Here is a 26,410-nt window from a genome sequence, read left to right as displayed (position 1 = left end):
GGTAACGTTGAACCCGGAACGGGAAAAACAGGCGGCTTAAATTAACCGGGGGTGACAACTACCTTGACACTTACCGGGCACTAAAACCTATTCCCACATAACCAGTGTATCGCATTGCTTTAACATATTTAACGGATCGTTCTAAGTGAGTTGCATAACCTTCAATATCCTTGATCCCTGTTTCATTCCATTTATGAGTAATAGAACTAGTAGACAGACCAAGAGCATTTTTTATTTTAGTGTATTCACCAAATTTCATAGCTTTATTAAGGAAGCCTATTTTTAATTCTCGATCAAGTTCCTTAAATAGTTGAGCACGTTTTACATAGAACTGCTCACCAATCAAAGCACCTCTTGTCATATAGGTGTTTTTATATGTTTCTTGAATTTCTTTGAGAATCCTTTCTATGTTCTCGAAATACTTTCCTACTGGATCAGCAGCAAGGCCAATTCCTTTATCAGCGATGCTAGAGAAGTTAGCTATAGTTGCATAGTGGGTATGCAGAAAGTTAGCTTCTTTATGAGTAAGAGGCTCTAACGCTTTATCAATGCGTTGTTTGGCTGCTTGCATATGAGCGATCTGATCACTGTCTTGTTTCTCTGGATCAACAAGAAGCATGATAGAACCTGCTTTATATTCCTTACTATCTCCATTCAAAGAACGATAAAGTTCTTTTGTCCCTGCTGGTGAACTACCTTCAAATAAGAATCTTTCATAAGCTCCCGTTTCAGCACCATAAGGCAGGACACAAAAACCAGCATCTACTGGTTCACGTTTCTCTTGATGAGGCTTTTTAGCTGTCTGAGCATGTTGTATAGGTTCTTCTACTTTAGCTGGTCCGGGAGCTACCAAAGGAGCAGGGGCAGCGGCAACTACAGTAGTAGCCTTAGCTGCTTTATTTTCCTCGACCCAATAGGAAGCATTTGAGAATGAAGAAATGAAACTTGCGTTACAGGGGCAAGTACTACAACTATGCAAAGTACCTGCTGCTGAAACTCCGTGAATTGTGTAAGTGGGAATGCCACCCGCTATATGATAAGTTTTCCCATTTTTACCACATGATACAGAATCACCATTTCTCGCAGTCGCAATCCCTCCAAAGCTGTGATTTGGGGAGCCTGAAAGTATGGTTCCGCCACATGTTGTCTTGTCACCTATACGTAAAAAATGACCAGTTGCCATATATTATCCTTAATGAAGATTGATCTTACCCACGTAATGTGGACACGGCCCTTAGACGCAGATACAGTCTCATTTATGCGACCAGAAGCTAACCCTTAAAGCCCGGTTTACCATTCACTTGACGCCATTCTTTAACTTCCTGAACAACACCTTCGGGGCTATCATCTTTCCCATCCTCTGGGTAAAAGATAAGGTCGGAGGCTGATGGATGTTCAACAAGTCGCCTGAACTCCCTGACCCGGCGATTATCATCCTTTTCTGTTGGCCCTTCAGCATTATAAATTTTACGAACTAAATCTAAAAATTCGCTTTCTGTATAATCAGGTAATGATTTTTTATCGCCCATATTATTTACTCTGCCTCGTTGAATGAATATCGATATGCAGCTTAGGTGAAGTTATGCTCATATTATCGACATTATAAACTTCCCCACCTTTACTTATTAGAATAATATGATGTATCTCATAGCGTTCTCTTCCTCCAGCACGATCCTGTTCTCGTGTGAAAGGAGAGTTCCCATTGCGTATATGAATTTTGTTACTCCCCCGGAACTGGCTTGAGAGTTCAGGATCTTTTGAAACCTCGAACCAAAACGCTTTACGGAACTGGTCAAAATTTCCAAAGGTTCGCCCTCGTAGTTTATCTGCTATCTGACCAGGAACCGGGGAACCATTCCCCGTGTTAGCATCAGACAACCAAATACCACTAACTTTCTGCCCTTTACCCGTTACCTGGCCGGGATTGTTTCGTAGATAAACATAAATCGGCGGAATATCCGACACTGGCAGAATAAGAATATAATCCGCAAAACTCTTCTCCTCCGGTGCCGGAGTGGTTGTCGCCTCGATGCGGGTATTTTCCGGCAGCGGATCAACAACTACCGGATTAGGTATCCTTACCGGGTGCCGGTTGCCCGTATTTGAAGGAACATTGACACCTGAACTGTCGGGCGTCCAGATAATGGTGATACGCGGATCTTCCTCTGTGGTGAACGTATAGGCTTTCCGGCTGCTGTCCCACTCCATTTTGCGCACACGCACCCTGTCTTTACCCGGTGGCGTATGCCAGCCATGAGGAACCGGATTGCCTTTATCATCCTGCTCCCACGTATAACGCACACGCGTCGGTGCTTCACGCATCTGTTCCAGACGCATCCGGTCAATAAAGTCCTGTTCGCCATCATTGAGCCTGCCGGGCATCATTCCCAACACGACTGCCGCGATGGGAGCACCGGGGCCGCTGGCCGCTATTCTTCCTGCTCCGCTTGCTAACTCACCCAGTTTTACCGCCCACGTTCCTGATGTAATGGCATTTCCACCAATCAGGGTAAGAACACTGGCTCCTTCAACAGCCGTCTGAACATTAGCAGCACTTGTCGCTGCGGCTGTTGCCCGCTGGTATTCCACTTCTTCATAATTACCGAACCACCATTTATACAGGGCGCTTCGCTTTTTCGGCTGTGGAATATCTTAAGCAGGTTTGTTTTTCCTGGCGGTCTGAGCATGTTGGGGAACATCAGTATCAGAAGCTGGATCAGCAGGGGGAACGGCCTGATAAAATGCCATCGCCGCAAAATGAGTATGGGGTTCCTGCTCTTCCCCGGCATCATTACAACCTTCACCCCGCAGGCAGGATTTGGCAAACACACGATTGCGGTCACGTTCTTCCGCCCGTTGTTTAGTTCTTTCTTCTGCTGCGGCCTGACGTTCAGCAACCAGTGCCGCAAGGGCTGCAACAGAAGGATCCGGGCCTCTGCCAACCCATTGTCCTGCCGGCGCGATAATCCGGTTAGACCCTGACGGGCAGGCACAGCGCACAACTGAACCATCCACCGCTGCTATTTTTCCATTATTGGTATCACGGGGTTCACCGGAGACGATAACCCCTGCCTCACCGCATACAGGACAGGGGGTGGTTTTGTCCCCGACACGAACCACCCTGCGTCCGTGTTCAGTATCATTGGACATGGAGGCGATACACACAGCACCGGTGGTGGTTTTATCACCTTCCAGTGCGGTTCCCCGGCCATAACAGTTCGAACGGTTTCCCATTACGCCACCTCACAGGATGACAGGAAATCCTCCGGCACGAGATTACTCTGTCTGCCCTCTGTTGTAGCCCGGTACAGGGTGTTAACAGCATGCTGCCAGCAATATGCCTGCGGGCCAGCGATAAGCACACGCGCTGCCTCAGTGATTGTGGCCGGTGCTTCCGCCGTAAACAGGGATTGCACTGTGGCTGAAAGCCGGTCCGCGGTCAGTCCATTGTTGTATTGACGATCCATTGGCTTTTCCTTGTCAGCGCCAGGGGGTAACTGATGCAATATTAACCGGCTTATAATTTGACTGAAAAGAGATGCCCGTCATGATATGAAGAATATTAAAGAAGAAAAAACTATAACAGGGACCTTCGGCTTAAGGGATTAATGGTGTTATCGCTTCTTTATTTATCTGGCCGAGTCCGGGAACGAATTTTCTGTCGTTATTGACCATTGGCTCCCTGTCCAAATCGTCTTCAGCTTCTGGCAGAAAATAGTGCCTCGCCGGGGAATATGGACACAGTATTAATTCACCCGGTGATGATAATAGCCGGAGTCAATTATAAAATATTTATCAGTAGGTTATTCAAATAAATATCCCCGCGCGCTTACTCAGGTCACACGGGGCGAGTTTATTTCTGGTTACTCAGCAACCGCAGGAAACAGGGGTTCCTTCTTTTCCCTCAGTACCGTCAGTGGAATAACCATCCCGTTTCCACCAGTCCAGCCCACCTAATAATTCTTTTACCTGAAAACCGGGCGTCATCAGTTTCATCGCTGTTTTGGTCGAAGCGTTGCAACCAATGCCATCACAATAGCAAATATATATTTTGGTTTTATCCAGGTGTTCTGTGTTGTTAAAACAGATTTCTTTATGCGGCTGATTGATTGCTCCGGGAATATGCTCTCTCTGATAAGCATCTTTACTGCGTCCGTCAACGACAACAACATTTGTATTCTCTTTTAAAGCCAGATACAGATCCCATGAATCCGTTTCATAGGCCAGTTTTTGTTGATAAAAAGATAACTGTTCAATTGCTGACATAATAACCTCATTTTCTACCGTTAAGCCTGTGCTCAGCATCCGGTATTAGCGTAACCAGTTCAATGCTCTGGCGTAAACTGGTTACTGTCATACCGGCATAAAGAACAAGTCACGGGGCAATACCGGCCCGCGATTCTCAGACAGATGTCACTTCCTATGGAAATTACACATTCAAAAAAATAACCCTGCAGCCCCTCCGGACACCGGATTTCTTTCCCCGCCACAGTGAGTGTCAGCCCGACGAAATAACCTGTAGGGGAAACCGGGCCTGGCTGGCGACGCAGCCCCGCAGGGGATCAATACAGGGGCTGTTGTGACCCGGGGGAACGGGCCGGAGATATATCCGTGGAATATCATTCAGGTAAGACCTCCGGTTGTCTTCAACTGTCAATAAACGCCACACTGTAAACCACCTCCCTTCCCGTTTCTCAGCAAAGCCATTAATCCGCAAAAATTTTTGTCAGATTGACGATCTATCTCAATAACAGTGCTGTTTACGGCGCTACACTGGGCAGCCAGGCCAGCTGTATCGCCGGGAACGGTAACCATCAGGATAACCGTGATGACTCTGATAGAGTGTATCCGCTGATATCACAGGAAAAAACACCGCTTTAGTTTTTTAATTTCCCTCTCTCCCGGCCCGGCAGAATCACGGACGGGACGAATAGCACTATTGAAAACATGGATTAATTACAGCGATGTAACATCCTGAAAACAATAATCCATTATTCCGGGTGAGCAATGATAACAACAGACGGTAACAGTGCGGTGGCTGAGGTCGCATTTAAGTGCAGCGAAATTATCGGGATCTACCCGATTACTCCCAGTTCTGCGATGGCCGAACAGGCAGATGCCTGGTCCGGTAAAGGAAAGCGTAACCTGTGGGGAGATGTCCCCACGGTTATCGAAATGCAATCAGAAGCCGGTGCGATAGCTGTAGTGCACGGCGCACTGCAAACCGGTGGTCTGGCCACTTCTTTTACCTCATCACAGGGGTTATTACTGATGATCCCCACCCTGTATAAACTGGGGGGACAGCTGATGCCTTTTGTACTGCATGTGGCGGCAAGGACCGTGGCAACCCATGCGTTGTCTATTTTCGGCGATCACTCCGATGTTATGGCTGTCAGGCAAACGGGCTGTGCGATGTTATGTGCAGGCAGTGTGCAGGAAGCTCAGGACTTTGCTGTTATTTCCCATGCGGCGACCCTGAAAAGTCGTGTCCCGTTTATCCATTTTTTCGATGGCTTCAGAACCTCTCATGAGCTGAATAAAATTGAGCCACTCAGCGATGAAACTATCCTGGCTATGCTGCCACAACAGGCGATTGATGACCATCGCTCCCGCGGCCTTACCCCTGAGCGACCGGTGATCCGCGGTACCTCAGCCAACCCGGATACCTATTTTCAGTCTCGCGAGGCTACCAATGTGTGGTACAACGCCGTCGACCAGCACGTTGAAGATACTATGCAACAATTTGCGGCCCTGACCGGCCGGCAATATGCCCCTTTCGATTATTATGGTCACCCGCAGGCTGAGCGGGTAATTATTATTATGGGATCTGCTGCAGGAACCTGTGAAGAAGTGACTGATCTGTTACTCAGCCGTGGTGAAAAGGTCGGTGTTCTGAAAGTCCGTTTATACCGGCCTTTCTCACCAGCCCGGTTGCTGGAGAAATTACCCCTCAGTGTGCGCAATATCGCCGTTCTTGACCGGACTAAAGAGCCCGGAGCTCCGGCCGAACCCCTTTGCCTCGATGTGATCAGTGCCGTGGCAGGGGCAGTCAGCAGCGGAGAAAGATCACACCTGCCACGTATTTCCGGCGGCCGTTACGGGTTATCTTCCAAAGAGTTTGATCCGCAATGTGCCCTCGCTGTCTTTGCTGAGCTGGCAAAGGAGATACCGAAACCCCGCTTCACCGTCGGTATCTATGATGATGTTACCCACCTGTCCCTGCCATTAGGTGATGACTGTCCGCCTTCCCTGGCAAGAATGGAAGCATTGTTCTACGGTCTGGGCAGCGACGGCAGTGTTTCTGCAACCAAAAATAATATCCGGATCATTGGTGAAAAGACCGACAGTTTTGCCCAGGGCTATTTTGTCTATGATTCCAAAAAAGCCGGGGGACTGACAGTTTCACACCTGCGGGTCAGCGACCACCCTGTCCGTTCTGCTTACCTGATAAAACAGGCGGATTTTGTCGGCTGCCATCAGCCACAATTTCTGGATAAATATCAGATGGCAGAGCAGCTGAAGCCAGGCGGTATTTTTCTGTTAAATACCCCCCATTCACCGGAAAATGTGTGGGCAACATTACCCCGGGAAGTACAGGCCGCACTTAATGAACGCAGGGCAAAGCTGTTTACGATTAATGCGACAAAAATAGCCAGGGAGTGCGGGCTGGGTACCAGAATTAATACGGTAATGCAGATGGCGTTTTTCAGTCTGACGCAGGTTATTCCGTTGTCACAGGCATGCCAGGCGCTGGAGCAGGCCGTTGAACGCAGTTACCGCAGCAAAGGCGATGAGCTGGCAGAAAGGAACTGGCAGGCACTGGCTGTCGCTCGTGAATCTTTGCATCCTGTCCCTTTGCAGCCGGTGACCCGTGACAGCAGGCCACGTCCGCCAGTGGTATCCGATGCCGCACCCGATTTCGTGAAAACAGTCACCGCCGCTATGCTGGCAGGGCTTGGCGATAAATTACCCGTGTCTGCTCTGCCGCCGGATGGCAGCTGGCCCGTCGGCACCACCCGCTGGGAAAAACGTAATATTGCCAGTGAGATCCCGGTCTGGAAAGCAGACCTCTGTACCCAGTGCAATCATTGCGTTGCTGCCTGTCCTCATGCTGCCATCCGCGCGAAAGTCGTCGACCCTGATGCGATGAGTGATGCCCCGTCATCTCTGCAATCTCTGGAGGTCAGGTCACGGGATATGCGCGGGAAAAAATATGTCCTGCAGGTGGCACCGGAAGACTGCACCGGCTGTAATTTATGTGTTGAAGTCTGCCCGGCCAGCGATCGGCAGCAACCGGAAATAAAAGCAATCAATATGCTTTCACACCTTGAGCATGTGGACGAAGAAAAAGTTAACTTTGATTTCTTCCTGCAGTTACCAGAGATGCGCAGTGAACAGCTGGAACGGATCGATATACGGACTTCGCAACTGCTGACCCCACTGATGGAATATTCAGGGGCCTGCTCCGGCTGCGGAGAAACACCTTATATTAAACTGCTGACCCAGCTTTGGGGCGACCGGTTATTGATTGCCAATGCTACCGGTTGTTCTTCTATTTACGGGGGGAACCTGCCATCTACGCCTTATACTACCGACCGTGAAGGCCGCGGGCCGGCCTGGGCTAACTCCCTGTTCGAAGATAATGCTGAATTCGGGCTGGGCTTCCGTCTGACCACCCGCCAGCGTAAAAACCGTATTCTGCGGTTACTTGATAGCTGCCGCAGCCTGATCCCTCCGTCCCTGTTCGCTGAATTACAGCAACCGGCGGAACCCTCACAGAAACGTCAGCAGATTGAAGCATTACGCCGGGTCCTTGAGTCAGAAGCACTGCCACAGGCAGCAGAACTCAGTCGTGATGCTGATGCTCTGGTCGATAAGTCAGTCTGGCTGATCGGCGGCGATGGCTGGGCCTATGATATCGGTTATGGCGGGCTTGACCATGTTCTGAGCACCGATGAAAACATCAATGTGCTGGTGCTTGATACCCAATGTTATTCAAATACCGGCGGGCAAGCCTCAAAAGCAACGCCTCTGGGAGCTGTGGCAGCGTTTGCCGAAAATGGCAAACGGAAAGCCCGTAAAGACCTGGGGGTCAATATAATGATGTACGGACACGTTTATGTGGCACAGATTTCGCTGGGTGCTCAGCTTAATCAGACCGTAAAAGCCATACAGGAGGCGGAAGCCTATCCGGGTCCGTCGCTGATCATTGCCTACAGTCCATGTGAGGAACACGGTTATGATCTGGCTCTGAGCCATGACCAGATGCGTCAGCTGACAGCCACCGGATTCTGGCCATTGTACCGTTTTGACCCGCGCAGAAATGGCACAGATAAACCGGCCCTCAGCCTGGACTCTCGCCCGCCGACGGATGCCCTGGCCGATGTGTTGGGTAATGAACAGCGTTTTAAACGACTTAACCGGCAGCAACCGGAGGTTGCCGCACAGTTGTGGAAAGAAGCCGCTGATGACTTACAAAAACGCTATGATTTTCTGGCATCGCTGGCAGGAAAATAATCCTCCGGATTTCCCTGCCACTCCCCGCCGCCCGGGATAAACAGCAGTACGGGAAATGACTACCATTGCATACAGCAGTTCGTCACCACGGGCTGCTGTATGGCTTGCTCTGGCAAAGTCCCGGTCACTGTATAACACTCCCCCTGACGCAGCAGGATAACCAGACAGGCGGGCGGACAGAGACAGCTCTTTCACCAGCATCGTAAATCCCTGCCGCCGCAATAATGCATCAGAAAAAATGATCTTATTTTTTGATGAAAAACCAGATGAAATATTTTGCTACAAAAAAAACTATTCACAAAAAACAGGATAAGACAAAAAAGATAATAAAAATCAGCAACATAACACCAAAAATCATCCTGAAATAAAAAATACAAATAATTTACATATTTATATATCATCAGTCTCGCTAAATTATAAAGAATAACTTAAGGGTGACTAATGAAGAAGTATATTGCTGTTTCGGTTCTGGTACTGATGACTGCAGGCTGCGCACAGATGAATACGATGACGCAGGATCCAATCTCAACCAGTGACATTGCCGCTAAAATTAAAACCGGTAAAACAACCAGACAACAGGTTATAAATCTGCTAGGTAATCCGGACAGTGATAATATTGTGAACGGGCAGGAAACCCTGTCTTACACACTTTCTAATGACGTCGCTAAAGCCGGAAAAATGGCCAGCATGGCCAGTTCCGTTATGGCCTATATCCCGGGGGTTTCTGCCTATTCCGGTTATGCCTCCCAGGCATCTTCAGGGTCCGGCGCGCTGGGGCACTCCAAACAGGTTACTGTCACTCTTAAAAATGACAGAGTTTCCAGCTATTCCGTGACAGGCAGCTGACATTGAAAAAACTACTTATTACCGCTGTTCTGTTGCTGCCTGTTCCGGCATTGTCTTCAGTCACGGTCAGTAAAATGCAATTATGTACTGACCTTTATTCATTATATACCTCTGCTGAATTCCACAGCCTGCAAGGGATGCCGGAAGATGATTTTATCCGGCAATATCATCTGCAGGATGCTAAAGAAGATTATTCACCGGCATTTTATGACTTCGAGAAAAAACTGGTTGATAAAATTTTTGCTGAGCATAAAAAATCAGCGGATGACCAGTATGAAATGATGCGAAAATCAGCCAGAGATTCAAAGGTATATCTGGATAAATGTTACGATAATTTAAAAAATACCGATAATGTTATTTTTGACTAACCTCCGGACAGTTAACACAATATAAAGGCTACATATGAACGAGCAAAAATTATCAGTAAAATCCGCCATCGATAAACTGGCAGCTAAGATTGGTTATACCAACGTTATCTGTCTGCCGCTGTTATTTATCGGCTGGTTTATACTTTCCACTGCCACTGTAAATGTTGGTTTCGGCAGCAACCTGTCATTATCTTTATGGAAAATTACTGCCAGTGGTGGTGATATGTCCGGGTTTATGAATGGCGGTTCATCCTTCAGCTTTTACAGCCTGCTATTACTGATCGGTTTTTTCGGCCCGGTGTATCCTTTCTACTTTAAAGATATCCCGGCAAAGATTGGTAATGCTCTTCCATTAATTTTCATTCTGTTATTTCTGATTATCGCTTATATGAAAATTAAAGGGCTGGAGAGCGATATGAACGATGCTTTTGGCAGAAATTCAGGTATGGCACAGGACCTGTTCCGCACAATTCATCTCGGTGCGGGCTTTTATCTCGGTCTGATCGTGAGTATTTATCTGACCATTAAAGGCTTAAAAAAATAACAGCGGGCAGTTACAGGGGGAGCCGCTCCCCCTGTAATTATTCAACGGTCCGCGAGGATAGTGTTATTTTTCTTTTTTATACAGACCCGGAATAACTTTCCGTTATTATCCGTTTATCTGCCTGCATTAATCTCTGCGAATATAAATCCGCCCTTCTTATCTGCATATTCAGTACCAGACAGATTTTCTGTGCTGCCGGCAGTTTATAACAGCCGTTCAAAACGGTAGGGTGCAGGATCGACCAGTGGCTTGTCGCCGCAGATAAGATCTGCCGCCAGCTGACCGGCGGCGGGCGACGTACCAAACCCATGGCCGGAGAACCCGGTCGCAAGTGTCAGGCCCGGTATACGGCTGACAGGACTAATCACCGGGGACGAGTCCGGCGTTACATCGATGGTGCCAGCCCACGACTGCTCCACTGTTGCCTGTTCAAACACCGGCCATGCGGCACGCAGACTCTTCAGCGCTTCATTATTCAGCCGGGTATTCACTTGCGGGTCAAGGATACGCTGTTGTTCAAAGGGTGTAATCTGGTCATTACGCCAGTGCCGTGCCATTATCCAATCCTGCAAAAAGTGTCGTCCTAATCCGATCCGCAGGTTATCCCGGGCCTGGCGCAGTTGCGGCAGATAGCGGATCCCCAGCCGTAAATGGTCCCATGTCAGGGGGGCATCCAGTGCGCCTCGCTGGGTTATAATAAAACCGCCGCCATGATGCTTGCGGAATGAAAAGTCCGCGGCACCTACCGCGATCTCAGCAGGCCCTTCCATCGGCCGGGTACGCATAACCGAGCAGATTAACGGCAAGACCGGCAGATTTATCCCCGAATTTCCCAGAAAGCGGCGAGACCAGACTCCTGCCGCCAGTAACACCTGGTCACAACGGATCTCTCCCCGTTCGCTAATCACCCCGCTGACTTTTCCGTTAGTCGTCACCAGGCTACGTACCGCACACTGTTCGACAATCACAGCCCCTTTCGCTATCGCGGCTGCGGCAATTGCCGGCGCCGCCAGGGTCGGTTCTGCCCGTCCGTCCGACGGAGTATAAATGCCTCCCGCCCAGTGTGTGGTTCCGCCTGGCACCTGCCGGACAATATCTGACGAGGTAAGCAGCTGTGTATCAAGCCCGGCACCGGCAACACTGCGGTGCCATTGTTCATGGGCCGCCATCTGTTCATCATTGCGGGCCACAAACATGATACCTGACTGGCGGTAACCCGTATCATGCCCGGTACGGGCCGCCATGCCCGCCCAAAGCCGATCGGCTTCCCGTGCAAGGGGAATATCCTCTTTTGCTCTGCTGGTTTTGCGTATCCAGCCGAGGTTTCTCGATGACTGCTCTGCGGCGATGGCCCCCTTTTCCAGCACCACTACAGGTATCCCACGTTCTGCCAGAGTCAGTGCCGCTGTCAGGCCGATAATGCCTCCGCCGATAATGATCACGGTCGATTTATCGGGTATCTGTTCTGCGGTTTTAACCGGCATGATTACTGGTGCCATAGATTATCTCCTGTCTTAGTGCGGCAGGGTGATTTGCCGCACTTCCGCTGTTCCCGCACCACGATATGCCGTAACCTCAAGCTCAACCTTATACATCTCAGAACCGAGTGGCGGACAGGTAACGGTCGATGCCGGATTAATCCCGTGAAATTTCTCACCAATAATCGCCATTACTGTAGCAACATCCGCTGGTTGCTGGATAAAGACCCGTGAGCACACGACATCGCGCAGTGAGGCGCCCACCGCTGCCAGCGCAGTTTCAATATTGGCAAACACCTGCAGAGTCTGTTGCCGTAAATCTTCCGGTATTTGTCTTGTCACCGGATGCCGTCCGGCGGTGTTTGAAACGAAGATCCAGTTATCCAGCATCACCAAACGTGAGTAACTGGCTTTTTTTTCAAATTCAGAACCGGTAGTAAGTCTGGTTACAGTCGTCATAAGATATCCTGATAATTAAATAAGTTCGGGGGTTTCCCAAAGGTTAAGGGTTACGCCAATGCCTTTTGCTTTGGCATTGCGATAAACAACCGTTCCCCATGCAACATCCTCAACCGGCATTCCGCCGACAGACATGATGATAATTTCCTGATCACTGATACGGCCTCTGGCTTCACCGGCAACGATTTTTCCCATATCTTCAAGCTGATCAGCGGTCAGTGTCCCTTCCCTGAGCATATCCATAAAACGGACACCGATAATCGGGATCGTGTTATGGGCGGGTGCAGGCACTTCAGCGACCCAGGCTTTGTACAGGCCAGGATTGTCCAGAACTTTTCGGACATCCGGCTGTTCCATCGCCTGGTCGATATTGCACAGGGCAGGCATAGCCAGAAACGCACCCGCTTTTACCCACTCCCGTTTTACCAGCGGATAGGACGACGGGTCTCCGGTTTCTCCGGAGTTACAATAGCTGATGATGTCACTGCCCCTGACCAACTGTTCGAGAGTGTCCGCCACTGTGACTGTGGTAATTTGCGGGTAGTTACTGGCGACCCAGCTCAGAAATCTGTCCAGGCTCTGTTGTCCGCGCCCTTTGACTTTCAGGGTATCAATCTGCGGGCATGCTGCCATAAACGCTGCCAGGGTCGTTTTCCCCATCACGCCGGGCCCCAGCAGACCAACCACTTTTGAGTCTTTTCGCGCCAGATACCTGGCTCCGACACCGGGGATAGCCCCGGTACGATAAGCCGATAGCAGATTAGCTGACATATGTGCCAGCGGAGCACCGGTATCAGCATCATTCAGCGTCATCATTAGAATAGAGCGCGGCAGGCCTTTTTCGCGATTAGCAATATTTGAACCGTACCATTTGACCCCTGAGGTACAAAAGTTGCCGCCCAGATAGGCAGGCATTGCCATCATACGGCGGTCTGCTGTGGGTTTCGGCATCGCGGGGAAAGGTGAATTTTCAGGAAAGGTTACCATTGCGCCATGAGAATCATTGTTTGGCCCTGCCATGCGATAATCACCGTGGTATAACAACCCGAACATCTCTTCCATAGTGTCAACACAGGCTGCCATATCTGTTACTCCGGCACGGATCATGTCCTGCTCGGATAAATAAATAAAATCCACTCTGGTTGAATCAGTCATTTTTTTCTCCCGGCCGGCAGCCTGTTCACAAACAATCAATACAGACACGGCAACAGACCAAATAGTGATCGGTTATCCTGTTGTCCGGTAATACAGACAGAAATAACCTGCCAGCCTGCCGGCTGTATTGAATATTTGCGACACGGTGAATAAATGCTGTGGCACAGGAATTGCTTTATTTATTTTTTTGACTGTCACAGGCAGGGGTTCTGATGCAATACAATAATGTCAATATCCATGGCCGTTTTCAGCCTGAGCAGCCATGGTTTGTACTGAATGCCGCCGGGCACTACACACTGCAGGGATCAGCTGATCCGGCAATATCCCACTTTTACAGTTTTGATCTTGCCCCGGGTGCCGAATTCACCCTGGCGGTCCCGGACGGATGTGTGGACATTGTTTTTGATTGTGATCCTGACAACCCCGGAGGCAGAGTCTGTGGTACGACTCTGCAGGCCCGCAGTGCAAATATGAAACACCGGCACCCTTATTTCGGGGTACGGTTTACGGCAGGTATTATTCCTGATTTTCTGGATATTGATGCCACGGATATTCCGGACCGTGAATTCAGTTTTACGGATGTGGTGCCGGGCGTACAGCAGGCTTGTGAACTGATTACTCAGGCCTGTGGTTTCAGCCGCAAAATCGCTTTATTCAATGCCTTTTTCGCCACGCGACTGGTGCGTAAATCATCGCCCCTGACAGCGCAACTGTTGCAAGTGATGGGCCAATATAAAGGTAACCTGCGTATTGACCAGCTGGAAATCCTGACCGGTTACACCTGCCGGACAATTCAACGCCAGTTCCGCCAGGATACGGGGCTATCCCCTAAAGCTTTTTGTAATATCTTACGCTGTCAGTCGGCATTAAACAGTATTCATGCCCGACAGAGCTTATCATTCAGTGAGCTTGCCTGTGATTTAGGGTTCAGTGACCAGTCACATTTTCTGCGGGAGTTTAAAAAGTCGGTCAGCACAACTCCGCGAGATTATCAGCGGAAAATTAGCGGCCAGGCATATACGCACCGTTTACGTTTTCATTGATCACCGAATCAGTGCAGCCATGCACTGTCAGTCTGTCCGATTTATTCTATACGCTGACACTATCGCTGATAAATGATGCAGAAATATTCCGCGTCTCAGCTCAGTTTCACGGCGCAGGTTATTTCTCCCCGGACAGAGGTATAAGCGATGAACCATAATTCCGGCCTGCGTAAAAATACGTTAGGTTTATTTTCCCTGGTTTTTTTTGTTATCGCTGCCGCATCCCCCCTCACCGGGGTGGTGGGCGGATTGCCCGTTGCAATTATTGCCGGTAACGGTGGCGGGATTCCGGTATTTTATATTTTTTCATGCATCATCCTGATGTTATTTTCTGTCGGCTTTGTCACCATGAGCCGCCATATAAAAAACTCAGGGGCATTCTATACCTACATTTCTACCGGGCTCGGAAAAAACTGGGGAGCACCCGCCTCAGTACTGGCGCTGATAGCCTATATCTCGGTGCAGATTGCGGTTGTGGCAATGCTGGGATATTTCACACAACTCTTTCTGGAACAGCATTTAAATACCGATATCCCCTGGTGGCTACTGAGTATGATTTTTATCATTATCGTCTGGATGCTGAGTATAAAGCGGGTCGAAATCGGCGGTAAAATCCTTGGGGTATTAATGCTGGCAGAAGCAGGTATTGTATTACTGACAGATATTTGTCTGCTGGTCAAAAAAACAACCCCCTTCAGTTACCAGTCTTTTGAACCTGCCGTATTTTTACACGGTAATCTGGGGATCGCTTTTATTTTCACTATCGCCAGTTTTATTGGATTCGAGTCGACAGCAATTTATGCCGAAGAATGCAGGAATCCGGAAAAAACCGTGCCACGGGCAACTCTCTGTGCCCTGTTATTGATCACCGGTTTCTTTTGTTTTACCAGCTGGGCGCTGATTCAGGCTTATGGATTCGACCAGATTGTGGCTATCGCCAGTAAAGACCCGGGTAATTTTGTGTTTAATATTACCCGTCAGTATGTCGGTAACCTGGCTGTTGAAATTATGTCGGTACTGCTGATAACCAGTCTGTTTGCCGCCACCCTGGCATTTCACAATAATATTTCACGCTATCTGTTTAATATCAGCCGGGACGGACTTATCTGGAAAGAACTCTGTAAAACCCATCCGGATAACGGGACTCCGCACAATGCCAGTCATTTACACAGTGTGATTATGCTAATGCTGCTGGCGGGTATCGGCAGTACCGGTTTTGACCCGATGCTACAGATTTTTGCCGTTGGCTCTGCAATTGCCACCTTATGTATTCTGATACTTCAGTTAGGTGTCAGCGCTGCGGTCGTTTTATTTTTCCGCCGTATCCGCAGCAACCATCATCCTTTCACCATCTTATGGGCACCTGTGTTGTCATTTATCTGCATGGCCGCCACGATTGTATTAGTGATTAATAACCTGCAAACACTGAGTGGCAGCCACTCTTTGCTGGTATCCCTGATCCCCTGGATTATTCTGGTCTGTCTGGTGGTGAGCTATTTTCTGTCAACCCGCAGAACAGTAAAAGTCCGGGGGTAGTTATCCCGGGTCTGCGGGAATCCTGCCCGCAGACATATACTGTTCCGCTAACCGCCGCCGGTTATCGTGACCTCAGGCCAGTGTTCAGGACTTTTCCATGGCGCATAACAAACGTTTCAGCCAGTCAGTAGCGTTCTTTTTACCACTGCGCTGGTGAGATAAAATTTTCACTGTAAAGGGAGGCGCATAAAACGGCAGTGGAAAGATCCTTATCCCCGCCGAGTGCAGGAACCGTTCTGCCGCACGACGCGGGATAGCCATCAGTAACTCGCTTTCTGCCACTATCCAGGGACCACTTAACATCGATGGTGTTTTTATGGCTATCTGTCGCTGGTGCCCCAGTCGGGCTAATTGCCGGTCAAGCACACTCTGCCGTTCGTTCCACGGGGTTACCACCAGATGGCGGGCTGACAGATACTCATTCAGTGTCAGTGAATCACGTTGCAAACGACTGATCACCACATACTCATCCTGTAGCCAGTCTATTTCCTGTACATCGGGATGAGCAGCCCCATCAGGTACACTGAAGCCAAGCGCCAGGTCGATTTCACCGGCCAGTAATTCATTTAATGCCAGCGAAGAGGATAAATAGCGTAAGTCGAAACTCAGTCCCGGCCCTTTCTGCTGCAGGGAGTTCATCAGTTGCGGAAAAACACTGGATGCCGTGTAATCCGTAATTCCTATGGTGAAGCACTCCTGACTGGTCAGTGGTTCAAACTCAGCCTGAGGGGCCAGCTGGTTATTCAGTTCTGCAAGTAGCGGGGCAATTGCCGGAGCCAGTCGCATGGCATATACGCTGGGTACCATCCGCTGCCCTTCCCGGTAAAACAACGGATCATTCAGGGCTTCCCGTAACCGCGAAAGGGCATGGCTGAGTGCCGAGTTACTGACTGCAAGTTCTGCCGCTGCCCGCCGGACCGAGCCATGACGGAAGATAGCATCCAGGGCCAGCAACAGGTTAAGGTCAAGACGGCGTAACACCGGATGCATAATATTCATCGTCTGCTGATTTCATTGCACTTAATTGTTCGGAGAATAACCCTTATGCTGTCTGCCTTCAATAAATGCCCATAAGGACCCTTTATGAACCTGAGTATCCGCCCGGCGAGGCCTGATGACAGCCAGATTATTTTTGATATGATCACCGAACTGGCTATTTATGAAAAAGCCCCTGAACAGGTAGTCACTTCCGCTACCGGAATTCGCGAGACACTGTTTGGTCCCGACAGTAAAACAGAAGCACTGATTGCAGAAGCTGAAGGGAATGTTATCGGCTACGCTGTCTTTTTTACCAGCTATTCTACATGGTTAGGCCGTAACGGCATTTATCTGGAAGACCTGTATATCTCTCCGGTATCACGCGGCCAGGGGGCAGGAAAAGCCCTGATTAAGCATATTGCCGGGCTGGCTGTTCAGCGTCAGTGCGGCCGGCTGGAATGGAGCGTTCTCGACTGGAATACGCCGGCAATCGCATTTTATCAAAGCATCGGCGCCCTGCCACAGGAGGAATGGGTCCGTTACCGCCTGGACGGCGAGGCTTTGAAAGACTTTGCCGGATACTGAGAAGCGAGGGCTACTGACAGGACCGGGAGACTTTCTTCCCGGCCCACCGGACGGAGCATCAGCCCTTGTCATTCTGCCTGTGCTATAAGTGCATTCTTTGCCCGGCTGCAATTCGTCCGGCATTATCAGGCAAAAAATGGCTGATTATCATAAACGGCCGCGGAAACATGCCATCAGAGGATAAAAAAGACCCGCCACAATGCGGGCCTGAGGTTCAGGCACTGTGGCGGATTTGTTTGGTACGGAGAGTGACGCGTACCGGGACCGATTTATATGACGGGGTACCACTTTGCGGGTCATTATAGTCAAGCGGGACTAACACGTTCGCTTCCGGATAGTAGGCTCCGACCGAGCCGGCCGAGATGTTATAAGCGATAACCGTTATACCTTCCAGCCGCAATTGTCTGCCGGGAAGTGCTGTTTCGATATCAACCACATCGCCGTGCTCGAGACCCAGCCGGTCAAGGTCACTGTCATTCATAAACAAAATATCCCGCCGTCCGAACACTCCGCGATAACGATCATCCAGGGCATAGATGGTGGTATTGTACTGGTCATGACTGCGCAGTGTGATCAGCCTGAGTATATCACTGCCCTCTGCACTGGCATTTTCCTCTACCCCGCCGAACACAGAAAACTCCGCTTTACCCGATGCCGTCGGCCAGCGCCGTTCAACCGGAGGCAACGGCATTCTGAACCCGCCCGGCTGACGGATCCGCTGATTATAATCATCAAAACCGGGGATAGTTTTTTCGATACGATCACGGATCCGATCATAGTCAGCCACCAGCTCAGCCCAGGGGACCCGGCTATCCGGTAGTGTGGCTGCAGCCATTGCTGCCACAATCGCGGGTTCGGAACGCAGCATAGCCGAGGCCGGTTTCAGCTTACCGGAGGAGGCATGCACCATCGACATCGAGTCTTCGACAGTCACTGACTGTTTACCTGTCGCCTGTATGTCCAGCTCGGTTCTGCCCAGGCAGGGTAAAATAAAGGTCTGCCGTGCAACCAGTAAATGGCTGCGGTTCAGTTTGGTGCCGATATGCACGCTCAGGTCCAGCCCTTTCATCGCCGGGAAACAGGCCTGCGGGTCGGGTAGCGCCACAGCAAAATTGCCCCCGAGACAGATTAATGCCCGGGCACTGCCGTCCACCATTGACTGCATTGCCTGTACTGCATCGTGCCCATGCTGACGGGGAGGAACAAAACCAAATTCAGCCTCCAGCCGGGCCAGAAAATCCGCAGATGGTTTTTCGGTAATCCCTACAGTCCGGTTTCCCTGTACATTAGAATGCCCGCGTAACGGACAAATGCCTGCCCCCGGTTTACCAATATTACCTTTCATCAGTAACAAATCAGCAATCAGCCGTACATTCTGCGTGCCTTTGTTATGCTGGGTAATACCCATTCCGTAAGTAATAATAGTGGCATCAGATTTCTGATAAGCGGCGGCAACAGTTTCCAAATCATTGCGGCTCAGACCACTTTCCTGTTCAATGTCCTGCCATTCTGTCGCCTGTATATCATGACTGAATAAGCTAAAATCGCGGGTATGTGTAGCAATAAACTCATGGTCCAGCACCCCGCCGCTATTCGCTTCCTTTTCCAGTAAAGCCTTAGCAATACCTTTCAGGGCAGCGGCATCGCCGCCGGCTTTCACCTGATAATATCCGGAGGCAATCTGCGTCGACCCGTAGGTTGCCATTTCGCCAACATTCTGTGGATCAGCAAAACGTTCCAGTGCCCTTTCCCGTAACGGATTAAATACAATCACCGGCACATTACGGCGTGAAAGTTCATGCAGGGTTCCCATCATCCGCGGATGATTGGTGCCAGGATTATGACCAATAGAGATCACCAGTTCGGTATGCTCGAAATCTTCCAGCGAAACAGTGCCTTTACCGATTCCGATAGAGCGAGGAAGACCCACACTGGTCGCCTCATGACACATATTTGAACAGTCGGGAAAGTTATTGGTGCCGTATTCGCGGGCAAATAGCTGAAACAGATAGGCGGCTTCGTTAGAAGCGCGTCCCGAGGTGTAGAACTCCGTCTGCGATGGCGACAGACCCCGCAAAACTTCAGCGATTTGTTGTAACGCCAGTTGCCAGCTGACAGGCTGTAGCGTATCACTGGCAGGATCATAGGCCAGCGGTGTCGTCAGACGGCCGTAATTTTCCAGTTCATAGTCCGATTTTTCCAGTAATGAGGTCACCGTATTTTCCGCCAGAAATCCGGCGGTCAGCCGTTTACTGGTCGCTTCCCAGGTCACTGCTTTGGCGCCATTTTCACAAAACTGAAAGGTTGAATGATGATCTTTGTCAGGCCAGGCACAGCCCGGGCAGTCAAAACCGTCCGGCTGGTTGGTCCGTAGCAGAGTCGGGGGTGCATTCAGGATATCCATCTGAGTACGAACCGCGATAGCAGTAGCCTTCAGTGCTCCCCAGCCACCGGCAGGTCCATCATAAGGATGAATGCCGGGTACCGCACGTCTTTTGCCCATTTTCGTTGTCTCCGATAGCGCACAGTGCAGATAATGTCCTGCGGATAATTATCTTAAAGCGTAGCAGAGTAATGGTAACGGACAGGCTGGCGGACATGTATTGTCACAGTCTCAGGCTGACGGGGCGGACGATAATTTATCCACATGCTGTTGTAAGGCGGCAGTCAGTAACGGGATATGGCTGGTTCGGGGATCTTTTACGGCACTGAGTAAGGTCAGCGTGCCGGACACGGCTTTTTCTGCCAGACGCTCTAATTCCGGTTGCAGATCCGGGGCTGCCAGTTGCTGCTGATACAGGTCAGAGAAGGTTTTATAATCAATCACCTGATGATGATAATCCCGACGCAGCGCTGTCCCGGGGGTGATTTGTTTACACCACTCGTCCATCACCAGAGTTGCTTTGCTCAGACCCCGGGGCCATAACCGGTCAGCTAATACACGGTAGCCATCCTCTGCAGACGCAGTGTCATATGCCCGTTTAAACTGGATCATTTCACCTCTCCTTTAATACACAGAAATATAACCACACAGCTTAGGTTATACCCGCACCTGGTTGACGAATAGCAGATTTTCTTATCCGGAACGGCAGAAAATGGTGTTAAATTCGCCATAACCACAGTGTCAACAGTATAAAAAGCCAGAACGGTTAAAATTCCGCATAAAGATATGTACAAATAATATTTCCCTGTGACTCATTACTGCCTAAAATAGGCTAAGTGGTCAGCACTGCGGCTGACCGGTGTTTTTTAATTTTTATTTGGAAGGTGTACTGTGCCAGCATGGTTAAATCTTGCAGCAGAATCATTCTGGCCAATGTTACATGCCGGATTGACGTTTACTATACCCTTAACGTTACTGTCTTTTGTTCTGGGGCTTTCTCTGGGGTTTGTTATCGCCCTAATCAGGTTATACGGTCCTCAGCCACTCAGGCTGGTGGCTCGTTTTTATGTCTGGCTACTACGCGGCACGCCGTTACTGGTACAGCTATTTCTGATTTTTTACGCACTGCCGAGCGCCGGGATCACGATTTCAGCGTTTCCCGCCGCAGTCATTGGCTTTACGCTGAATATCGGTGCTTACTCATCAGAGATTATCCGCGCCACCATTAAGTCGGTACCGGTCAGTCAATGGGAAGCGGCCCATTCTATCGGCATGAACTGGCGTCAGGCACTGATCAGGATCATTTTACCTCAGGCGGCCAGAATAGCCGTTCCGCCGTTGTCTAATACCTTTATTTCGTTGGTCAAAGACACTTCGCTGGCGTCAGTGATTACGGTCCCTGAAATGTTTCTGGCGGCACAACGTATTGCGGCCGTGACTTATCAGCCGCTGATTTTATATACGGAAGCAGCGCTGATTTACCTGTTTTTCAGTACACTGCTGTCAGCACTGCAAAATAAACTGGAGAAACATTTCTCTCGTGAAGAAAAGGCGGAGTCCTGAGCTGATGATTTCATTAACCGGAATTAACAAATTTTTTCAGGATAATCATGTCCTGAAAAATATTTCGCTGGAACTGCCGAAAGGTTCAGTCACCGCGCTGATCGGTCCTTCGGGCAGCGGGAAAAGCACCCTGCTGCGCTGTGTGAATCTGTTGGAGATCCCCCAGTCGGGCAGCCTTACCCTCGATCAGGAAACGCTGGAATTTCACAATAAACCCCTGCGTAGCAGAGATATCCAGCGAATCAGCCGTCAGACAGGCATGGTGTTCCAGAACTTTTCGTTATTTCCCCACAAAAGTGTGCTGGAAAATATTACCGAAGGGTTGCTTGTGGTGCATAAATGGTCAAAAGCAGAAGCTGTCGAACGGGCTGATGCCTTGCTGGAAAAAGTCGGCCTGCTGCATAAACGTGATGATATGCCGGTCACCCTTTCCGGCGGACAACAGCAACGGGTTGCCATTGCCAGGGCGCTGGCCCCGTCGCCAAAAGTATTACTCTGTGATGAGCCGACGTCTGCCCTCGATCCTGAACTGGCCGTAGAAGTGGTGGCCGTATTACGGCAACTGGCGGAAGAAGGTACCACCATGCTGATGGCTACCCATGATTTACGCCTGGCCGCTTCGGTTGCCAGCCATACGATTTTTCTTGAATCGGGTGAAGTCGTGGAAACCGGTGACTCACAAACCCTGTTCCGTCACCCGCAAAAACCCAGAACGGCAAAATATATTGCCACCCTGACCGACGGCCTGCCCGTCGGCCCGGTATAATGTTATCCAGGAGTCTGAGATGAAAAAAACTACTCTGTTATTATCAGCACTATTTTCATTAAGTGTTGCCCATTCAGCACTGGCGGATGATTCGCTGGCACAGGTCAAATCTTCCGGTGAACTGAAAATCGGTACCGAAGGGACTTACCCGCCGTTTACCTTTCATACTATATCCGGTGACCTGACCGGGTTCGATGTGGAAATTGGCCGGGCGATTGCTCAGCAATTACACGTTAAACCGGTGTTTGTTGAAGGAAAATGGGACGGGCTGATCGCAGGTCTGGATGCCAAACGTTATGATGTGGTGATGAATGAAGTAGGAATCAGCCCTGAGCGCGGGAAGAAATATGATTTCTCACAGCCTTATATCGCCTCTAAAGCTGTGGTGGTTGTCAAAAATGACAATGACAGTATCCACGACTTTTCTGATTTAAAAGGAAAAAAATCTGCCCAGTCACTGACCAGTAACTATGCTCAGATCGCCCGCAATTATGGTGCACAGCTGGTAAGTACCGATGGTTTTAACCAGTCAATTGATCTGGTGGTTCAGGGACGTGCCGATGCCACGGTTAATGATAAGCTGTCTTTCCTCGACTTTAAGAAACACCGCCCTGATGCTCCGGTAAAAATTGTGGCTTCAGAAGATAACGCCAGTGCTTCTGCAGTACTGCTGAGAAAAGGGGAAACTTCTCTGCAAACCGCGATCAATGATGCCCTGACTACTCTCAAAAAAGACGGTACCTATCAGAAAATTTCTGAAAAATACTTCGGTGAAGATGTCTCTCACTAATAAGTAATACTGACACCGGCTGTCTGCCGGTGTCAGTCTCTGACCGTGGCTTGCGGCCGCGGGTAGACTGCTCTTCCCTGTCTGATTTCCTTTTAAATACCCTGTAGCAATCAGGCTGTCTTTGCAAGGCGCACCTGCTGGTTATTTCGGCCCGGCATTTGCCGTAACACTCTGTGGTACATTCTGACTGGCAAGCGGAGTATAGCGATAACTGACTGCTGAGCTAAATGTATTGCCGGTGGCCGATGTGCCGGTAGTACCGCTGTAGGTATTATTTTTCTCAAAGAAACTGTAGCCATAGCCGCTGCTATCCTGAGAAACCGTATTGGTGTTATTAGTATTGCGGAAAGAGTTGGCCTCAGAATACACCACACTGCCGCTGCTTACCTGCAATGCTTCGTACTGTTTCTTCGGATATTTTTTACCATCAGTCCCCGTATTCTGATCAGTATCTGCATAGGTTTCGCTGTTATCAAAATAGTTATTGTAGGCATGGATCCAGCCACGGAATAACGGACGTCCGCGCATATTAGGTCCAATCCAGTTATTGTGCAGGGTAACATGCAGTTTTTTGGTCGCCTGCCAGGAATCACCGGAATTAGCCCCGATAACCATCGCTAAACGTTCATCTGCAAGATCCGTATAGTAACCCACCCAATTCCAGACCGGATCCGGAGACATATTCACCCAGCTGTCACTGAACCAGAGATGGTTATAGGACAGGGTAATATAATCTGAGCTCAGGGCAACACTCATCAGGTCATCACTGGTATCGTAAATATTACAGTGAGTCACCAGACCATTGGTGATTCGGCGGAAAGAAATACCTTCGTAGTTGATCCCCGCCAGTCTGCTACTGTCCGAAGAACCAAAGATCTGCGCCGGCATTGCCTGTAAATCAGCAATTTTGCCGAAGAAGCTCAGATTAGCAATTTTAATATTCTGAATATTGGTCCCTGCGGGGAGCAACTCGCCGTCGAATTTCAGCTGTATATTTTCCAGGGCAGCTTTGCCGCCTGCCGCGCCTTCAATGGTGGTATTGTTATTAGCCAGAGAAGAGAAGGTCAGTGTGGTTAAGCCCGCACCGCCATAAATGGTACCACTGACAATAATATGATGCTGACCACTGCTGACCGCATTTTTCAGCTGGCTCAGGGTAGAAACCGTGACCGCGGTATAGCTGTCACCGCCAGTCGTGGTCGCAAAGCCTCCACTGTCCGCAGCCAGAGCCTGGCATCCGGAAAGACTTAACGCTGCGAGTAACGATGCCTGAAGAGTACGTAATGTTGTTTTCATAATCACCTGCCGTGTAAATGTTGATAGAAGTATGTTTTTTCTTGCCTCACACACTTTTCCACACAATACACAACACATCATCCGGTCACTGTTGTCCTCTCTCAGGCACAACCATAAATGGCCACTGACGCTATTATTTACCGCAACAGTGGCCATTTTATAACGGCAACAGGGCTCAGACAGCCCCTATTGCCATTTTACTTCACCGGTATTTACTTTAGCACTGAGCTCCAGAGAACTCTTATCCGCGAGATGTGGCCAGCGTTTTTCCATACTGCTAATGACTGCTGCTGAATCTTTATGCTGCTGTAATGCCTTTTCAAAATCTTGCAGATAATTCAGGGTAAAGCTAATCGCCTGATCACCGGACGGTGCTTTGCCAATATAGTGGCCGGGGATCACCCTCTGCGGCTTAAGGTCCAGCATTTGTTGCAGCGTGTCACGCCATTGTTTACGGCTCTCCGCGGTCTGGGTGTCGGCAGTCCAGACATGAATTCCGGCATCAACACCGGTACCGCCAAGCAATGTTCTTTGCTGCGGGAACCAGACATAGGCTTGTTGTGAGTCTGCGTCACGAATATCGATCGGCTGCCCTTCCAGGCTAAAGCGGGTATCGGGGATCACCTGTGGCGTAATCAGCTTTTGCGGTGCGCCGTCACCCATTTTGGGTCCCCAGTAACTGAGTTTTGCCTGCTGTGTGGCTTTAATATGGTCGACCACTCGCTGTGTCGCGACAACTTCCACCCCCGGAAATGCCTTAACCAGCGGCTGCAGACCAAAATAGTAGTCAGGATCACCGGCCGTGATCACAATCCGGGTCAGTTTTTTTCCGCTGTCACGGATCATGCTAACCAGTTTCTCGCCGTCTTTTACACTGAACTGGGCGTCAAACAATATAACCTGTTTTTCACCACTCACCAGTGTTGAAGCAACAGGAAAAATCCCCTGCTCTGCCGGATTATAAACAGTGAACTGTAACGGGGCGGCCATTGCGCCGCCGCTGACCAGCATCGCCATCAGAGATATTGTCGATAATTTCATTACTTTCTCCTGTTGTCTGTACCGCGGGCGCTAAACCCGCGGTTGTTTGCCCGCTGCCAGGCGTCTGGCACCCGGAGAGCATCGCCGAATACGGATACATTCTATCGTTTTCATAATCTGTTAAAATTATCTTATTCTGAGATGCTGAGTTTCATAATCCGATCAGGAGTAGATATGGACAGAGTGACGGCGGCGAGGGTGTACAACCGGATTTGTGAAACCGGAAGCCTGAGTGCAGCAGCACGATCGCTGGGGATGTCGCGGCCAATGGTCAGCCGCTATCTGGAAGAAATGGAAAAATGGGCCGGAACCCGCTTGATCCATCGTTCGTCACGCCGGATGACACTGACCCCGGCCGGTGAAGATATTCTGCAAAAAACCCGTCAGCTGAACAGGCTATCAGAGGATATTGGCAGCTTACCGGTACGGGAGGTTCCTTCAGGTATATTACGGGTTGCCTGTGCCCATTACACGGCAACCCACATTATCAGCCCGGTACTGGCCCCGTTTTTATTACGCTACCCGGAATTACGTATTGAGCTGGATATTAATAATCGCCCGGTAAGCATGGTCGGAGAGCGGATTGATGTCGCTATACGCATCACCGACAGCCCTGAACCGGCGGCGATTGCCCGGCGACTGGGTGAATGCGCCTCAGTACTTTGTGCCTCTCCGGAGTACCTGGCTATTCACGGCCATCCCCGGACCCCTGACGATCTGATGTCTCATAATTGTCTGAGTTACAGTAATTTCAGTCACCAGAGCTGGCAGTTTTTCAGTGAACAGAATGACAGCCTGTCCGTCGCGGTCAATGGCAACCTGAGTGCCGGTATCTCTGCTGTATTACTGGATGCAGCCCTGGCAGGCTGTGGAATTACAATGATTCCGCTGGCAGAAGCCAGCCCCTGGCTGGCAAAGGGACGACTGGTGCGGGTGCTGAATCAGCTGACACCGCGCAGTATGGGTATTTACGGGCTGTATATGTCTCGTAAATTACAGCCCGCTGCTCTGCGATTATTTCTCGATGAAATCCAGGGCCGGCTGCAGACCCTGTAATCGCCG

General features: G+C 49.8%; 25 protein-coding genes. 11 read left to right on the top strand and 14 right to left on the bottom strand.

All coding sequences use genetic code 11. The features are described 5' to 3' along the window. Positions 1-70: 70 nt before the first annotated feature. The 6 genes from JK198_RS14950 to JK198_RS14930 form a co-directional block, all read right to left on the bottom strand. A complete protein-coding gene (locus JK198_RS14950; RefSeq protein WP_212710904.1) occupies positions 71-1,183 on the bottom strand; it encodes a PAAR domain-containing protein in 1,113 nt (370 codons plus the stop codon). Positions 1,184-1,271: 88 nt separating this feature from the next. Beyond that, complete coding sequence (locus JK198_RS14945; RefSeq protein ID WP_212709746.1) at positions 1,272-1,529, bottom strand: bacteriocin immunity protein; 258 nt, start codon at positions 1,527-1,529, stop codon at positions 1,272-1,274. Between the two features lies 1 nt (position 1,530). Continuing rightward, entirely contained in the window at positions 1,531-2,589 is a 1,059-nt protein-coding gene (locus tag JK198_RS16875) for an S-type pyocin domain-containing protein (RefSeq protein WP_349290195.1), read from the bottom strand. Positions 2,590-2,652: 63 nt separating this feature from the next. Then, positions 2,653-3,234, bottom strand: coding sequence for a PAAR domain-containing protein (locus JK198_RS16870; RefSeq protein WP_249213351.1), 582 nt, complete (start codon positions 3,232-3,234; stop codon positions 2,653-2,655). After that, positions 3,234-3,467, bottom strand: a complete 234-nt coding sequence (locus JK198_RS14935; protein ID WP_212710903.1) for a hypothetical protein — start codon at positions 3,465-3,467, stop codon at positions 3,234-3,236. Before JK198_RS14935 ends, JK198_RS16870 begins: the two co-directional genes overlap by 1 nt. Positions 3,468-3,867: 400 nt before the next feature. Further along, on the bottom strand, positions 3,868-4,266 hold the full coding sequence (locus tag JK198_RS14930) for a rhodanese-like domain-containing protein (protein ID WP_212709729.1): 399 nt from the start codon (positions 4,264-4,266) through the stop codon (positions 3,868-3,870). 741 nt (positions 4,267-5,007) lie between these two features. On the opposite strand from JK198_RS14930, the gene nifJ reads away from it, so the two are divergent. From nifJ to JK198_RS14910, 4 genes are all read left to right on the top strand, one after another. Beyond that, positions 5,008-8,517 (top strand): pyruvate:ferredoxin (flavodoxin) oxidoreductase, encoded by a 3,510-nt coding sequence (gene nifJ / locus JK198_RS14925; protein WP_212709050.1) that lies wholly within the window; start codon positions 5,008-5,010, stop codon positions 8,515-8,517. Between the two features lie 441 nt (positions 8,518-8,958). Continuing rightward, positions 8,959-9,363, top strand: coding sequence for an outer membrane protein assembly factor BamE (gene bamE, locus JK198_RS14920; RefSeq protein ID WP_212709051.1), 405 nt, complete (start codon positions 8,959-8,961; stop codon positions 9,361-9,363). 2 nt (positions 9,364-9,365) lie between these two features. Further along, positions 9,366-9,731: a hypothetical protein gene (locus JK198_RS14915; protein WP_212709052.1), complete on the top strand. Its 366-nt coding sequence runs from the start codon at positions 9,366-9,368 to the stop codon at positions 9,729-9,731. A 34-nt stretch (positions 9,732-9,765) separates the two neighbouring features. Next, on the top strand, positions 9,766-10,275 hold the full coding sequence (locus JK198_RS14910; RefSeq protein WP_212709053.1) for a hypothetical protein: 510 nt from the start codon (positions 9,766-9,768) through the stop codon (positions 10,273-10,275). 203 nt (positions 10,276-10,478) lie between these two features. Here the strand turns inward: JK198_RS14910 and JK198_RS14905 are convergent, their stop codons facing one another. Genes JK198_RS14905 through JK198_RS14895 form a run of 3 tightly spaced genes read right to left on the bottom strand, consistent with a single transcriptional unit; the run spans position 10,479 to position 13,367 of the window. Beyond that, complete coding sequence (locus tag JK198_RS14905; protein WP_212710902.1) at positions 10,479-11,774, bottom strand: FAD-binding oxidoreductase; 1,296 nt, start codon at positions 11,772-11,774, stop codon at positions 10,479-10,481. Positions 11,775-11,789: 15 nt separating this feature from the next. Beyond that, a complete protein-coding gene (locus JK198_RS14900; RefSeq protein WP_212709055.1) occupies positions 11,790-12,212 on the bottom strand; it encodes a RidA family protein in 423 nt (140 codons plus the stop codon). Positions 12,213-12,227: 15 nt separating this feature from the next. Beyond that, positions 12,228-13,367: a tyramine oxidase subunit B gene (locus tag JK198_RS14895; RefSeq protein WP_212710901.1), complete on the bottom strand. Its 1,140-nt coding sequence runs from the start codon at positions 13,365-13,367 to the stop codon at positions 12,228-12,230. A 212-nt stretch (positions 13,368-13,579) separates the two neighbouring features. Here JK198_RS14895 and JK198_RS14890 point away from each other — a divergent pair, with 212 nt between their 5' ends. Continuing rightward, a complete protein-coding gene (locus JK198_RS14890; protein WP_212710900.1) occupies positions 13,580-14,410 on the top strand; it encodes a helix-turn-helix domain-containing protein in 831 nt (276 codons plus the stop codon). 147 nt (positions 14,411-14,557) lie between these two features. After that, positions 14,558-15,946: an APC family permease gene (locus tag JK198_RS14885; RefSeq protein ID WP_212710899.1), complete on the top strand. Its 1,389-nt coding sequence runs from the start codon at positions 14,558-14,560 to the stop codon at positions 15,944-15,946. An 84-nt stretch (positions 15,947-16,030) separates the two neighbouring features. Here JK198_RS14885 and JK198_RS14880 read toward each other — a convergent pair whose 3' ends face one another. Then, positions 16,031-16,945 carry a LysR family transcriptional regulator gene (locus tag JK198_RS14880; RefSeq protein WP_212709058.1) on the bottom strand — a complete coding sequence of 305 codons (915 nt, stop codon included), beginning with the start codon at positions 16,943-16,945 and terminating at the stop codon, positions 16,031-16,033. 84 nt (positions 16,946-17,029) lie between these two features. On the opposite strand from JK198_RS14880, the gene JK198_RS14875 reads away from it, so the two are divergent. Then, positions 17,030-17,509 carry a GNAT family N-acetyltransferase gene (locus tag JK198_RS14875; RefSeq protein WP_212709059.1) on the top strand — a complete coding sequence of 160 codons (480 nt, stop codon included), beginning with the start codon at positions 17,030-17,032 and terminating at the stop codon, positions 17,507-17,509. A 214-nt stretch (positions 17,510-17,723) separates the two neighbouring features. Here the strand turns inward: JK198_RS14875 and JK198_RS14870 are convergent, their stop codons facing one another. Further along, positions 17,724-20,012, bottom strand: coding sequence for an FdhF/YdeP family oxidoreductase (locus JK198_RS14870; RefSeq protein ID WP_212709060.1), 2,289 nt, complete (start codon positions 20,010-20,012; stop codon positions 17,724-17,726). A gap of 111 nt (positions 20,013-20,123) precedes the next feature. Further along, positions 20,124-20,504, bottom strand: a complete 381-nt coding sequence (locus tag JK198_RS14865) for a DUF488 family protein (protein WP_212710898.1) — start codon at positions 20,502-20,504, stop codon at positions 20,124-20,126. Positions 20,505-20,783: 279 nt separating this feature from the next. Between JK198_RS14865 and JK198_RS14860 the strand changes: the two genes are divergently transcribed. From JK198_RS14860 to JK198_RS14850, 3 genes are read left to right on the top strand one after another with little or no spacing between them, the layout of a single operon-like run. Beyond that, positions 20,784-21,455 carry an amino acid ABC transporter permease gene (locus tag JK198_RS14860; protein ID WP_343876727.1) on the top strand — a complete coding sequence of 224 codons (672 nt, stop codon included), beginning with the start codon at positions 20,784-20,786 and terminating at the stop codon, positions 21,453-21,455. A gap of 4 nt (positions 21,456-21,459) precedes the next feature. Next, positions 21,460-22,221 (top strand): amino acid ABC transporter ATP-binding protein, encoded by a 762-nt coding sequence (locus tag JK198_RS14855; protein WP_212709062.1) that lies wholly within the window; start codon positions 21,460-21,462, stop codon positions 22,219-22,221. Between the two features lie 19 nt (positions 22,222-22,240). Then, positions 22,241-23,011 carry an amino acid ABC transporter substrate-binding protein gene (locus JK198_RS14850; RefSeq protein ID WP_212709063.1) on the top strand — a complete coding sequence of 257 codons (771 nt, stop codon included), beginning with the start codon at positions 22,241-22,243 and terminating at the stop codon, positions 23,009-23,011. 141 nt (positions 23,012-23,152) lie between these two features. Here JK198_RS14850 and JK198_RS14845 read toward each other — a convergent pair whose 3' ends face one another. Then, a complete protein-coding gene (locus JK198_RS14845; RefSeq protein WP_212709064.1) occupies positions 23,153-24,307 on the bottom strand; it encodes a hypothetical protein in 1,155 nt (384 codons plus the stop codon). Positions 24,308-24,493: 186 nt separating this feature from the next. Further along, on the bottom strand, positions 24,494-25,348 hold the full coding sequence (locus tag JK198_RS14840; RefSeq protein ID WP_212709065.1) for a Vmh family MBL fold metallo-hydrolase: 855 nt from the start codon (positions 25,346-25,348) through the stop codon (positions 24,494-24,496). Positions 25,349-25,522: 174 nt separating this feature from the next. On the opposite strand from JK198_RS14840, the gene JK198_RS14835 reads away from it, so the two are divergent. After that, positions 25,523-26,404: a LysR family transcriptional regulator gene (locus JK198_RS14835; RefSeq protein WP_212709066.1), complete on the top strand. Its 882-nt coding sequence runs from the start codon at positions 25,523-25,525 to the stop codon at positions 26,402-26,404. The last annotated feature ends 6 nt before the right edge of the window (positions 26,405-26,410 follow it).

This window comes from Tatumella sp. JGM91, assembly GCF_018257575.1.
In the GTDB taxonomy this organism is placed as follows: domain Bacteria; phylum Pseudomonadota; class Gammaproteobacteria; order Enterobacterales; family Enterobacteriaceae; genus Tatumella; species Tatumella punctata.
Note: the sequence above shows the minus strand (reverse complement) of the source record. Positions and strands in the feature narration are given on the sequence as shown.

Excerpts from the sequence above, each read along its gene's own strand:
- JK198_RS14950 (WP_212710904.1), bottom strand. The coding sequence starts at position 1,183 with ATGGCAACTGGTCATTTTTTACGTATAGGTGACAAGACAACATGTGGC.
- JK198_RS14945 (WP_212709746.1), bottom strand. The coding sequence starts at position 1,529 with ATGGGCGATAAAAAATCATTACCTGATTATACAGAAAGCGAATTTTTA.
- JK198_RS16870 (WP_249213351.1), bottom strand. The coding sequence starts at position 3,234 with ATGGGAAACCGTTCGAACTGTTATGGCCGGGGAACCGCACTGGAAGGT.
- JK198_RS14935 (WP_212710903.1), bottom strand. The coding sequence starts at position 3,467 with ATGGATCGTCAATACAACAATGGACTGACCGCGGACCGGCTTTCAGCC.
- JK198_RS14930 (WP_212709729.1), bottom strand. The coding sequence starts at position 4,266 with ATGTCAGCAATTGAACAGTTATCTTTTTATCAACAAAAACTGGCCTAT.
- nifJ (WP_212709050.1), top strand. The coding sequence starts at position 5,008 with ATGATAACAACAGACGGTAACAGTGCGGTGGCTGAGGTCGCATTTAAG.
- bamE (WP_212709051.1), top strand. The coding sequence starts at position 8,959 with ATGAAGAAGTATATTGCTGTTTCGGTTCTGGTACTGATGACTGCAGGC.
- JK198_RS14910 (WP_212709053.1), top strand. The coding sequence starts at position 9,766 with ATGAACGAGCAAAAATTATCAGTAAAATCCGCCATCGATAAACTGGCA.
- JK198_RS14905 (WP_212710902.1), bottom strand. The coding sequence starts at position 11,774 with ATGGCACCAGTAATCATGCCGGTTAAAACCGCAGAACAGATACCCGAT.
- JK198_RS14900 (WP_212709055.1), bottom strand. The coding sequence starts at position 12,212 with ATGACGACTGTAACCAGACTTACTACCGGTTCTGAATTTGAAAAAAAA.
- JK198_RS14895 (WP_212710901.1), bottom strand. The coding sequence starts at position 13,367 with ATGACTGATTCAACCAGAGTGGATTTTATTTATTTATCCGAGCAGGAC.
- JK198_RS14890 (WP_212710900.1), top strand. The coding sequence starts at position 13,580 with ATGCAATACAATAATGTCAATATCCATGGCCGTTTTCAGCCTGAGCAG.
- JK198_RS14885 (WP_212710899.1), top strand. The coding sequence starts at position 14,558 with ATGAACCATAATTCCGGCCTGCGTAAAAATACGTTAGGTTTATTTTCC.
- JK198_RS14880 (WP_212709058.1), bottom strand. The coding sequence starts at position 16,945 with ATGAATATTATGCATCCGGTGTTACGCCGTCTTGACCTTAACCTGTTG.
- JK198_RS14875 (WP_212709059.1), top strand. The coding sequence starts at position 17,030 with ATGAACCTGAGTATCCGCCCGGCGAGGCCTGATGACAGCCAGATTATT.
- JK198_RS14870 (WP_212709060.1), bottom strand. The coding sequence starts at position 20,012 with ATGGGCAAAAGACGTGCGGTACCCGGCATTCATCCTTATGATGGACCT.
- JK198_RS14865 (WP_212710898.1), bottom strand. The coding sequence starts at position 20,504 with ATGATCCAGTTTAAACGGGCATATGACACTGCGTCTGCAGAGGATGGC.
- JK198_RS14855 (WP_212709062.1), top strand. The coding sequence starts at position 21,460 with ATGATTTCATTAACCGGAATTAACAAATTTTTTCAGGATAATCATGTC.
- JK198_RS14850 (WP_212709063.1), top strand. The coding sequence starts at position 22,241 with ATGAAAAAAACTACTCTGTTATTATCAGCACTATTTTCATTAAGTGTT.
- JK198_RS14845 (WP_212709064.1), bottom strand. The coding sequence starts at position 24,307 with ATGAAAACAACATTACGTACTCTTCAGGCATCGTTACTCGCAGCGTTA.
- JK198_RS14840 (WP_212709065.1), bottom strand. The coding sequence starts at position 25,348 with ATGAAATTATCGACAATATCTCTGATGGCGATGCTGGTCAGCGGCGGC.
- JK198_RS14835 (WP_212709066.1), top strand. The coding sequence starts at position 25,523 with ATGGACAGAGTGACGGCGGCGAGGGTGTACAACCGGATTTGTGAAACC.